Annotated in this window: 9 protein-coding genes; all 9 read right to left on the reverse strand. The window is 33.0% G+C overall.

The window, feature by feature from the left end; genetic code table 11:
- Positions 1 to 9: 9 nt before the first annotated feature.
- Positions 10 to 2,034 carry a heavy metal translocating P-type ATPase gene (locus BC961_RS08615; RefSeq protein WP_121925440.1) on the reverse strand — a complete coding sequence of 675 codons (2,025 nt, stop codon included), beginning with the start codon at positions 2,032 to 2,034 and terminating at the stop codon, positions 10 to 12.
- Positions 2,035 to 2,086: 52 nt separating this feature from the next.
- Positions 2,087 to 2,701, reverse strand: a complete 615-nt coding sequence (locus BC961_RS08620) for a phosphatase PAP2 family protein (protein ID WP_121925441.1) — start codon at positions 2,699 to 2,701, stop codon at positions 2,087 to 2,089.
- 166 nt (positions 2,702 to 2,867) lie between these two features.
- On the reverse strand, positions 2,868 to 5,864 hold the full coding sequence (locus tag BC961_RS08625) for a glycoside hydrolase family 3 N-terminal domain-containing protein (RefSeq protein WP_121925442.1): 2,997 nt from the start codon (positions 5,862 to 5,864) through the stop codon (positions 2,868 to 2,870).
- A 15-nt stretch (positions 5,865 to 5,879) separates the two neighbouring features.
- Positions 5,880 to 6,362, reverse strand: a complete 483-nt coding sequence (locus tag BC961_RS08630) for an ABC transporter ATPase (RefSeq protein WP_121925443.1) — start codon at positions 6,360 to 6,362, stop codon at positions 5,880 to 5,882.
- Positions 6,363 to 6,406: 44 nt separating this feature from the next.
- A complete protein-coding gene (locus BC961_RS08635; RefSeq protein WP_121925444.1) occupies positions 6,407 to 7,198 on the reverse strand; it encodes a (Fe-S)-binding protein in 792 nt (263 codons plus the stop codon).
- A gap of 75 nt (positions 7,199 to 7,273) precedes the next feature.
- Positions 7,274 to 8,608 (reverse strand): (Fe-S)-binding protein, encoded by a 1,335-nt coding sequence (locus tag BC961_RS08640; protein WP_121925445.1) that lies wholly within the window; start codon positions 8,606 to 8,608, stop codon positions 7,274 to 7,276.
- A gap of 5 nt (positions 8,609 to 8,613) precedes the next feature.
- Complete coding sequence (locus BC961_RS08645; protein ID WP_121925446.1) at positions 8,614 to 9,579, reverse strand: MlaD family protein; 966 nt, start codon at positions 9,577 to 9,579, stop codon at positions 8,614 to 8,616.
- Positions 9,580 to 9,629: 50 nt separating this feature from the next.
- Positions 9,630 to 10,778 carry an N-acetylmuramoyl-L-alanine amidase family protein gene (locus tag BC961_RS08650; protein WP_245980861.1) on the reverse strand — a complete coding sequence of 383 codons (1,149 nt, stop codon included), beginning with the start codon at positions 10,776 to 10,778 and terminating at the stop codon, positions 9,630 to 9,632.
- A gap of 42 nt (positions 10,779 to 10,820) precedes the next feature.
- Positions 10,821 to 11,987 (reverse strand): N-acetylmuramoyl-L-alanine amidase family protein, encoded by a 1,167-nt coding sequence (locus BC961_RS08655; RefSeq protein WP_121925447.1) that lies wholly within the window; start codon positions 11,985 to 11,987, stop codon positions 10,821 to 10,823.
- Positions 11,988 to 12,039 lie beyond the last annotated feature (52 nt).

Consider the following 12,039-nt stretch of genomic DNA (forward strand, 5'->3'; position numbering starts at 1 on the left):
TCTAATTAATTAGAATTTCATCCTTTGGATTCGTACCGCGTTTAATATGGCTAACAAAGCAACGCCGACATCAGCAAAAACCGCTTCCCACATAGTTGCTAATCCACCAGCACCTAAAACTAACACAATCAGTTTTACTGCAAAAGCTAATGTAATATTCTGCCAAACTATTTGTTTGGTCTTTCGACCAATATTAATGGCTGTGAAAATCTTTGTAGGCTGATCGTTTTGAATTACTATATCTGCGGTTTCAATTGTAGCGTCACTTCCCAGGCCACCCATAGCAATTCCAGCATCAGCAAGTGCAATAACCGGCGCATCATTTACTCCATCACCTACAAAAGCAACTTTGTACTTTTGCTTCAGTAAATCTTCGACTTTTTGCACTTTGTTTTCCGGTAATAAACCTCCCAGCGCCTCATCAATATTTAACTCCTTTGAAACAGCATCCACCACAGCTTGATTATCTCCTGACAACAAAATTGTTTTAATTTTTATTTTATGTAAACTTTGAATAGCAGCTTTAGCATCTTCTTTAATTTCGTCAGCAATTATAAAATATCCTGCATAATTTTGATTGATGGCTACAACAATTGTAGTAAATGGAATAGAATCTAAGACTACATCATAAGCAATATTTAATTTCTTCATCAGTTTTGGACTGCCGACAGCGATATCGTTTCCATCCACTTTTCCTTTAAGTCCTAATCCTGGAATTTCTACTACTTCACTAACAATAACATCTTCAAAACTTAAATTGGCATATTGTACTATGGCAGAACCAACAGGATGCGTCGACTTAGACTCAATAGCTGCAGTATAGCACACTAGATTTGCTTCATCATTTTCAACTGAAACTACTTTTTGTACTTTAAAAACACCCTTTGTTAGCGTTCCTGTTTTATCCATTACTACGACTTGAATACTTGCCATAATGTCTAGAAAAGTAGAACCTTTAAATAAGATACCGTTTTTACTTGCTGCACCAATTCCTCCAAAATAACCTAATGGAATAGAAATGACTAATGCGCAAGGACAAGAAATTACTAAGAAAATTAATGCTCGATATAACCAGTCTTTAAAAACATAATCATCTACAATCAAAATTGGAACAAGACAAATTGCGATAGATAAATAGACAACTATAGGAGTGTAGACTTTTGCAAACTTTCTAATGAATAATTCTGTTGGCGCTTTCTTTGTAGTTGCGTCTTGCACCATCTCTAGAATTTTAGACAATTTGCTGTCTTCAAATGCTGTAGTAACTTCGACAAGCGCTATGGAATTTAAATTAATCATTCCTGCTAGTATAAAATCGCCCTTCGACTTAGAATCTGGTTTACTTTCTCCAGTTAAAGCTGCAGTATTAAATGTTGCAGTATCTGACAGTAATATTCCATCAAGCGCTAATTTTTCTCCCACTTTTAATTCGATAATCTCACCTATTTTTATTTCTGATGCTTTTTTAGATATAGACTTTTGTCCTTCTATCACGGTAGCTTCGTCAGGTCTCTGATCTAAAAGTGATTTTATATTTGATTTGGCTTTTGTCACAGCCAATGTTTGAAATAATTCTCCGATAGCGTAAAACAACATCACAGTCACACCTTCAGCATATTGACCGATTCCAAATGCACCAACAGTTGCAATACTCATTAAGAAAAATTCAGAAAAAACATCTCCTTTTATAATACTGGAATAAGCATCTCTTAGTACAGGAATTCCAACAGGAATGTAAGCGGCAACGTATAAACTAAATCGGATCCATCCTGTAAACCAAGATTGGGGAAATAAATTATCTATTGCTAAACCTATTCCTAATAACACAAATGTTATCATCGCTGGCAAAAACAATAAGAATTTATTGCCGTCTAAATCATCATGTTCATGGCTATGATCGTGTCCAGAATGATCGTCTAATTGCTCATCATCAGTTGCACAGCAAGAAGATTTTTTTCGCGATTTTTTATTAGCTGAATTGCAGTTTTCTTCGTTTTTGTGAACGTGAGTGCTATGGTTGTCTGTGGTATTCATTACTGATTTATATTTTTAAGTAGGTTGGATATTGTATTATTAGAGAAGTCTTTCATTTCTTAACTCTTTTCTTATTTACCCATTTGTTCATTTTGTAACTCAGATATGCAGCTCCGCTACCTACAAATGCACCTGCCAAAACATCAGTGGGATAATGAACTCCTAAATGCATTCTGGAATAACCTACAGCTGTTGCCCATGCAAAGGTGGGTGCAATAACATACCATTTAGGATATTCTATACATAGTGAGGTTGCAGTTGCAAATGCAGTAGAAGTATGACCTGAAGGAAACGAATATCCCGATGCATATCTAACTTCTTCAATATCGAGATACGAGTTAAACGGCCTTTCCCTTTTTATCGAATATTTTAAAGCAGTAGTAACAAAGGCGGAAACTAAAAAAGTTTGACCTATAAAAAGTGCCTGCTTTTTAATTGTACTATCTTTCTTAATCAAACCTATTGAGTACATCACCAAGGGTGTGCCGATACTTATAGGAACTGCACTTTTAGTAATTAGAGTAAAAGCAGGATCTAATGAAGTGTTCCTATTCACATTGATATCGCGGAGTAATTCAATATCAATATTTTGAGCAAATGAAAAGTTAACACAAAATAATAATGTTATTAAATTTAAAACAGTTGACAATTTATTCCTTCTACTCATAATGAATGCATTCAACTCAAATATAACATAATCCTCTTGTAAAAATAAAACATAATAACAAAAATATAACGTAAAGCAAAAAGTTAAAACAAAAAAAAATACTCTCAAAAATTTTGAGAGCATTTGATAAATTCTATGAATAATTTTATTCTACTTTAAATAAGATTTAATTTATAATTGCCTCATAAATCACTTGCTGAATATCCTCTCGAATATTAGCTTTAGATAATCTGTTTTCTGCAGCTACTGGAAACGTTCTATTAGACAGAAAAACATAGACGATTTGATTTTCAGGATCAGCCCACGCCATTGTCCCTGTGTATCCGGTATGACCAAAACTAGTCATAGAAGCACAACCACATGTTGGTCCTGAAGAACCTAATTGCGGTTTATCAAAACCGACACCTCTCCTATTTCCCGCAGCACAAAAATAACAAGTGTTGAAATCTTCAAAAGTTTTCTCAGAAAAATACCGGTGATTTCCATAACTCCCTTTTTGCAGATAAAGCTGCATCAACTTAGCGACATCCATAGCATTCGAAAAAGCACCTGCATGACCCGATACTCCACCTTCTAATGCAGCTGATAAATCGTTTACATATCCTTGTAGAAGTTGACGACGAAAATAAGTGTCGGTTTCTGTAGGCGGTATTCTGTTCTTATCGAAATTATTTAGCGGATTAAAAGTTGAATTATTCATACCAAGCGATCGATAGAAATTTTCTTGAATTAACACATCTAAAGTTTTGCCCGTGGTTTTTTCTAAATAATCTTTTAATATCATAAAAGTAAGATCACTATACTTATACTCTTTCTTTCCAGATAGTTTACTTTTTACAATCATATCAACCATTTTATCACTAAAATCATTTCGTATGTAAAGGCTATCGCCAACTCGTTTAGTAAAATTTTCCTCTGGCAATTTTCGAAAATAAATATAAGAAGGTAATTTTGCTTCATTCATTGCCGCTTTGTAAAAAGGAAGTCCTGCGGCTAAACCTGCGTAATGTGATAATAAATCCTTTAAATTGATGCTCTCTTTATTCGAACCTTTAAAAACAGGAGACATGGTTCCTAAAGTTGTTTCTAAATTTATCTTTTTCTCATCATATTGCAAAATTACATTTGGCAAAGTTGCTAGGATTTTAGTTAAAGATGCCACATCATAAATATCAGAATTTTGAACTTTAATTGATTTTTCATAAGTATGGTAACCAAATGATTTTTGATAAATCACCTTTCCCTTTCGAGCCACCAAAACCTGAATTCCGGGTGTCATTTTTAAATTGATTGCTTTATTAGCAATACCATCAATTTTAGAAAGTATTTCAGAATTCATACCTACATTTTCAGCGGTAGTAAATCCTAGACGATCTAATTTTTCTGTTGACAATCCGTCATTTACTTTAAACTTAGAATTAATGGAAACTGGTAATTTACCTTTCGCTTCTACCGCTCCAAAGATTAATTCAGCTGATACAATTTGGGATATAGCACTATTTTGATACGAAATCACTAATCCTTCAATAGCATCAAAGTTGTCAAAAGGAAGTAATGCATACGGTTTTGAAAAGAGATTTAAAATAACATTATTATTCTGTGCGATAAAATTAATTTTAGCTAATTCATCTAATCGTAAATCATCATTTTTAAAGGCACCATCCGCTTTGTGAAAGCCAATAATTACAGTTGTAAAAGGCTTTAACTTTACTTGTAAACTGTCTAAATTTCGATCTTCAACCACAGTGACATCCGCGTATTTTTGTAAGGTCGAAATAAAAGAATCGTTATTACCATCACCAATTTTTACATAAGCTATCTTTTGCTCTGCTAAATTTTTAATTGGCAAAGTAGCATTTGTGTTTTTAAGGACAGTAATAGCATTCTCGTAAAGCTCATATTGTAAAACGTCATTTTCAGCTTTATTTAAATCTTTATACAAATTATCTGTTACAATAGGCTGATACTTATTTAAGCCAGCTTTAAATTTAAATTTTAATATTTTCTTTACGGAGAAAGCTAGTCTTTCTTCTGATAATATATTTTGAGCATACGCTTCTTTAAATTTTTCAATCGTCGCAGGAACATTTTCAGGGAAAAGTAAAACGTCATTTCCAGCCATGAAAGCTTCAAAATTCACTTCACTAGGAATTTTAAAATCACTAACTCCTTTCATGTTCAAAGCATCAGTAAAAATAAGACCTTTGAAACCAAGCTCTTTTTGAAGAACATTTGTAACTACATCATAGGAAATCGAAGATGGATAATTGCGACGTGATTCTAAGCTTGGAACGTTTAAATGTCCAACCATTACCGAAGAAAGACCTTCATGAAACATTTTTTGGTATGGGTAAAATTCGATATCGATCAAACTTTCTTTTGTCGAAATTATAGTTGGTAGTTCTTTATGAGAATCCTTAGAAGTGTCACCATGTCCTGGGAAATGTTTTGCTGTTGCAAAAACATTCTGACTCTGTAATCCTTTCATTAAAGAAACCGCACGTTCCGCAACTTTGAATTTATCTTCGCCAAATGAGCGAAAACCAATAATAGGATTTTTAGGATTTGAATTGATGTCTACTACTGGAGCAAAGTTAAATTGTAGTCCTAACCTTCTACTTTGCTGACCCATTTGCGCTCCAAGTTTCTCAATTAATTTTAAGTCTTGAACAGCACCAAGCGTCATATTCCACGGATAACGATACGTAGAGTCAAGTCTCATTCCTAATCCCCACTCCGCATCAACACCAATAAATAAAGGAATTTTTGAAATCGATTGATATCTATTAGTCAATTTAGCTTGACGTAATGGACCTCCTTGAAAGAAAATAATGCCGCCAACTTTACTTTCTTTAACCAGTTTTTCAATAGAATTAACATGTTTAGCATCTTTATTAGAATAAGCGGCAATCATAAACAATTGACCGAACTTTTCCTCTAAACTCATTGAGCTGTAAACGCTATCAACCCACTTCATGCCCTCTAACTTAACATCAAAAAGTAACGGAGTATTGGTAATTGCAATACTATCAACATTTTTAATTTTGACAGGAATGTTGGTGACAATTACTTCATTCTTATTAATTTTTGTACCAACACAACTAGCAGCAACAAAAAGAATTAAGACACAAAAAGTAAAAATTTTAATGTCTATTTTTTTCATTGGACAGTATTTTATTTAAAAGAAGCGACTATGCCAGCTATCAATTGCTGGTACTTCCCAAGATTCATTAAATTCTTCAATATTATTTACTAAGTTGTTAAAGACAACTGTATTCTCTGTAACGGCTTTATCTTTAACCATTTTTTTAAAATCAATCAATGGTTTGTGTGCGATATGTTCACCTAATTTAAAAGTAACATTCATTTTGTCCAAAAGATCAACTGAATACTTTTGTTCTAAACTTTGGATAAATTCTACAGATGAATCGATTGAGCAACCTGTAGCAGCTTGCACGTCTTGATTTACCGCAATAATAATAAATCTATTGTATTTTAATTGGTATGAAGATTCTAGACTTGTACCGTGCGCAGCCCAATCCTCAAGAAAAGCTTTAAGAGCGATTTCTATTTCAGAAAATTCTGCATCAGAAAATTTTCTATTCGATTGATATATCCAGATTTTAGATTCTTCGGGTAAATTTTCAAATGGAACGTACATTATAATTTATAATTTTAAGTGCAGATTAAATTAATTCAGATTTACTACAAATCTTGAGCATTTGCGATCAATTCAGCTATATCCATAACTTTCACATCACCTTCTTTATCTTTAGCTTTGATTCCGTCAGTCATCATTGTATTACAGAACGGGCAACCTGTAGCAATTATTTCAGATTGTATCTCTAAAGCATCTTCCGTTCTTTCCACGTTGATTTCTTTATTTCCTGGTTCTGCATCTTTAAACATTTGAGCACCTCCTGCTCCACAGCATAAACCGTTTGCTTTAGAACGTTTCATTTCAACCAACTCAGCATCTAATTTAAGAATCAAATCTCTAGGAGCTTCATAAACTTTATTAGCTCTTCCTAAGTAACAAGGATCATGAAACGTGATTCGCTTTCCTTTAAACTGACCACCTTCTATAGTAAGTCTTCCATCATCAAGTAATGATTTTAAAAACTCAGTGTGATGAACTACTTCATACTTACCACCTAATTCTGGATATTCATTTTTTATTGTATTAAAGCAATGGGGACAAGCTGTTACAATCTTTTTTGCTTCGTATGCATTTAAGACCTCGATATTCATCATGGCTTGCATTTGAAATAAAAACTCATTTCCTGCTCTTTTTGCTGGATCTCCTGTACAACTCTCTTCAGTTCCTAAAACTGCAAATGAAATATTAGCACGGTTCAATATTCGAACAAATGCTTTAGTAATTTTTTTTGCTCTATCATCAAAACTCCCAGCACAACCTACCCAAAATAAAACCTCTGGTTGTTTGCCTTGAGCTAACATTTCAGCCATTGTTGGCACTATTAAATCTTCTGACATAACTTTTATTTTTTTTCAAATAGTTAAAAAACCATCTGTAATTATATTTTATATTCTAATGCGGGAATAAACTTTTTACTTCTCGTTTTTCCAATTCAATCGGTCCTGCTGATTGTATTGCCATGGAGCTCCGTTATTTTCGATATTAGTCATCATAGCATTTAGTGGCATTGGCGCAGCACTTTGCTCCATAACTAAATAACGACGCATATCCATGATTATCGAAAGAGGACTAATATTTACTGGACATTCTTCAACACAAGCATTACATGATGTACATGCCCACAATTCTTCAGCTGTGATATAATCGTTTAGTAAAGATTTGTTGTCTGGAATAAAAATTCCTTTATTAGCATCTATATTTTTACCTACTTCCTCTAATCGATCTCTTGTATCCATCATAATTTTACGAGGAGACAATTTTTTACCTGTAATATTTGCTGGACAAGCTGAAGTACATCTACCACATTCAGTACACGTATACGCATTGAGTAATTGTACCCAATTCAAATCTTGAACATCGCTCGCACCAAATTTACTTGGCACAGCATTCGCATCTACGGGCGCTGCTGCAAAAGGATCAGCATTAGGATCCATCATTAGTTTAACCTCAGTAGTCACAGAAGCTAAATTATCAAATTGACCTAATGGATTTAAGTTTGCAAAATAAGTATTAGGAAATGCTAGTAGAATGTGTAAATGTTTTGAAAAGTACAAGTAATTCATAAAAATCAAAATACCTGTAATATGCAACCACCAGAAAACTTCCGTTAAAAGCATAACTAACTCATTTGACATTCCATTAAAAACAGGTTCAATAAATTGACTAATAGGAAAATATCCCGCTTTTATAAAATGAGAAAAACCACCTGGAACATTTTGTAAATGTAAATCAGAGGCATTCATTAATAAAAATAAGGTCATTAAAACAACCTCAAAATATAGAATGTAGTTAGCATCGTTTTTCGGCCATCCTGTTAAATCAGAGCTAATAAAGCGCTTTAACTTTATAACATTTCTTCTAGTCCAAAAAACAATTACAGCTACAAGGACTAATACAGCTAATATTTCGAAGGAAGCAATCAAAACGTCATAAGTGGTTCCAAGAAAAGCAAAAATACGATGTGTGCCAAAAAGGCCATCGATTATGATTTCGAGTAACTCAATGTTAATAATTATGAAACCTAAGTAAACAATAATATGCATGATTCCAGCCACAGGTCTTTTAACCATTTTTGACTGACCTAATGCAATCATGGCCATATTCGCCCATCTTGCTTTAGGATTATCATAACGATCAACGTCAGTTCCCAAATTTATGTTTCTTCGGATTTTCTTTACACTCATAAAGAAATAACCGAATCCAACAGCTAGAAGAATTGCAAATAAAATATTGTCTAAATAACTCATAGGAACTAATTTTTTATAGTAGAAACAGAATCTTGTACGGGAGCAACATAAGGTTTATCTTTTTTACCAAAAACAGATATGTTTACGTAACGTGTTGGATGAAGTCTCACATCCTGCAATAGTAATTCAAGCTCTTTTGTAGAAGTTTTAATGTTTTGGTAGAAAGCCTCATCGTTTAGCAATTTACCCATAGAACCTTTACCTGATTCTAATCCATTGACAATTCCATCTACTTTTGCCAAAGTTGCATTTAAATTAGTTACCGTTTTACCAACGTCAGCTTTGTTTAATGATGCAGAAATTTGAGAGAAGTCTCCGCTGATTTTATCAAACTTAGTAACAACACTTGTTATCTGAGATCTATTGTCGTCAAGTAAACCGTTAACATTTTTAGATGCTTTATGGAATTGCTCCATCGTTTTACTTAATTCTGCTAAAGTAAGTTTTAACTCTTGCTGCCCTTGTTGATCTAACACATTATTTAAACCAGATATTAATTTTTCAGTACTTCCTAAAAGCTTTTCAAGTTTTTCCTGAAGTGGCGCTAGTTGATCTCCTACTTTATCAGTAAGACCCATTTTTACTCCTGCTTTAAGCCTTTGACCATCGACTGCTAAAGTTTTGTCAGCAAAATTCGGAATGATAGCAATTTGTTTTCCTCCAATGAATCCCGGCTCATAAATAGATGCCACACTCGATTTAGATATTGGAAAGTCAGTTTTCAACTGTAATTCTACTAATAATGTACCCGTGTTTTCATTGATAGCAATACTACTAACCTTACCGACTACTAAACCGTTTAAGGTTACGGGAGCAGAAGTAGCTAAACCTTCGACACTTTTATATTCAACATAGAAAGTTTTATAGTTAATAAAAAGGTCTCTCCCTTTCAAAAAACTATATCCCCAAATGAATAATAATATTGACGCTATTACTAGAATAGCCGTTTTAATTTCTCTTGTTATTTTCAAAATTTAAGTATTTTTGACAAATTTAATATAAAATATTTGACTTGTTGTTATTATTTCAGCGCTTCTTCGACACTGACGTTTTTTCCATCTTTAAATGCTATAATATACGCTGAAGCGTAGCCTTTGGATTTCACTTCTTTCAAATCTTTTTTAGATTGGTTGTAATCATCAGTTTCACCATAAGCGTACTTATAAAAATTTCCGTTATTTGTTCGAACTGAAACGTTCTTTAATCCTTTAAAGTTAGAAGGTACTAATTTAATGTTTTGATTTCCTGCCGCAAACTGCACTTTAAAAATAACATTTGCACATTTCGACTTATGGCCACTAGCATTTTTTTTATCCTTAGCAGATGCTGAAGATTCACTTATTTCCTTACCGCTTGTTTTATTCGAACTCGCTTTGTCATTTTTTGATGAATATCCATTCCCAAAATATTCTTTCTTATAGGAAATAATAGCAGAAGCAATTGCTCCAGCCATAGCTTCTTGCCCTGCATTAGAATTTAGATAAAGTCCTTCTTTATTATTAGACAAAAAACCAAGCTCAATCAAAACGCTTGGCATATATGCCGCATCAAGCACCCATAGAGGAGATTGTTTTATACCACGTGATTTACGGTTTAATTTGTGTTTAAAATTACTTTCAATCTTTGATGCGAGTTGAATGCTTCGCTCGAGATAATCTTCTTGAAGCATTTTTAAACCAATTAAAGTAGTAGGGTTTTTTGGATCAAAACCTTTATAAGTTTGCTTATAATTTTTCTCCAATAAAATAACAGAATTCTCTTGCTTTGCAATTTCTAAATTGCCTTTGCTTCGAGTCAGACCCATCACAAAAGTTTCAGTACCAAAAGGAATTGGATTACTAACGGAATTACAATGAATGGATACAAATAAATTAGCATCCATACTATTAGCTTTCTTAGGTCTGTCTACTAATTCTATAAAAACATCTGACTTGCGTGTGTGAACGACTTCAATATCGCTATCTTTTTTTAAAAACTTTTCTAATTTCAGCGCTGTTTTAAGCGCAATTTCCTTTTCGACAAAACCGTGATATGAATTCCCAGGGTCTTTACCACCGTGGCCTGCGTCTAAAATAATTACAAATTTATTCTTGGATTGTGAGAAAGTATTTTTTGGAGATAATACTAATAAGAGTACAATTATTGTTTTAATCGTTCTAAATAAAGTCAAAGTTTTATTTTTTTGTTTATAATAATAAGTCGGAAATAGAAATTATTTCAAAGCGTCTTGAACATTTATTTTTTCTCCGTTTTTAAAGGCAATTAGAAAAGCTGTATCATAACCTTTTGATTTTGCTTCTTGCAACTGCTGTTTTGCTTCGTCATAATCAGAAGTTTCACCATACATATATTTGTACACCCTGTTTTCATAAGCAACAGAAATATTTCGTAGTCCATTAAAATTTCTAGGAATTAAATCTAGCCTTTTGCTACTTGCTGATAACTGCACTTTAAAAATTGGTTTAGTTGTATCAACTACTTTTCTTGTTTGGATTGGCTCTTCAACTACAGGTACTGGTTTTGCCTTAATTGGAACAATGTTTTCTTGTATTGGTTTCTCATTGATTTTTTGAGAAGGCAATTCGCCTATTAATTCAATTTCGCCATTACCGTAATACTCTTTTTTATAGCTTATAATTGCTTCAGCAATCGCTTTAGAAATTTCAACTTGTCCTTCTTCTGAATTTAATAAGTTTCCTTCTGTAGTATTGGATATAAATCCAGTTTCTATCAAAACTCTAGGCATATAAGCTTTATGAAGTACCATAAAAGGAGCTTGTTTCACTCCACCGCCTCTAATCTTTTTTCCTAAATCAGCAAAAGCATCTTCTATTTTGCTTGCTAATGAAATACTATTATCTAAATATTCCTCTTGCATTAATGTCATTCCAATCATTGTCTCAGGCGAATTCGGATCAAAACCTTCGTATTTCTGTTTGTAATCTTTTTCTAAAGTAATTACCGAGTTTTCCTTTTTTGCAGCAGCAAGATTAGAAGCTACTTTACTCAAACCCATTACATACGTTTCAGTTCCGTCTGCAGCGGTATTTCTATTAGCATTACAGTGAATTGAAACAAAAATATTAGCATTAAATCGATTGGCGATATTGGCTCTTTCAATTAAATCAATAAAAACATCTGTTTTGCGAGTATAGTTAACCTGCATTTGTGGAGTCGATTCCAATATTTTCCCAACTTTTAAAGCAATTGCTAGCGCAATATTCTTTTCGATCCTGCCCTCATAAACTGCACCGAAATCATGTGCTCCGTGACCCGCATCTAAAGTTACTTTGAACGTATTAGACTGACTAAATCCAGATGCCGAAATCATCATTAAAATAAAAGTTACTACTATTTTAATTTTATATATTTTATGCATAAAGCTATAAGTTAATTTAATTAAAAGACTACCGCCATAAATTTATTTATTT

It is taken from the genome of Flavobacterium weaverense (assembly GCF_003688495.1).
Lineage (GTDB): Bacteria > Bacteroidota > Bacteroidia > Flavobacteriales > Flavobacteriaceae > Flavobacterium > Flavobacterium weaverense.

Excerpts from the sequence above, each read along its gene's own strand:
- BC961_RS08640 (WP_121925445.1), bottom strand. The coding sequence starts at position 8,608 with ATGAGTTATTTAGACAATATTTTATTTGCAATTCTTCTAGCTGTTGGA.
- BC961_RS08635 (WP_121925444.1), bottom strand. The coding sequence starts at position 7,198 with ATGTCAGAAGATTTAATAGTGCCAACAATGGCTGAAATGTTAGCTCAA.
- BC961_RS08615 (WP_121925440.1), bottom strand. The coding sequence starts at position 2,034 with ATGAATACCACAGACAACCATAGCACTCACGTTCACAAAAACGAAGAA.
- BC961_RS08630 (WP_121925443.1), bottom strand. The coding sequence starts at position 6,362 with ATGTACGTTCCATTTGAAAATTTACCCGAAGAATCTAAAATCTGGATA.
- BC961_RS08655 (WP_121925447.1), bottom strand. The coding sequence starts at position 11,987 with ATGCATAAAATATATAAAATTAAAATAGTAGTAACTTTTATTTTAATG.
- BC961_RS08620 (WP_121925441.1), bottom strand. The coding sequence starts at position 2,701 with ATGAGTAGAAGGAATAAATTGTCAACTGTTTTAAATTTAATAACATTA.
- BC961_RS08625 (WP_121925442.1), bottom strand. The coding sequence starts at position 5,864 with ATGAAAAAAATAGACATTAAAATTTTTACTTTTTGTGTCTTAATTCTT.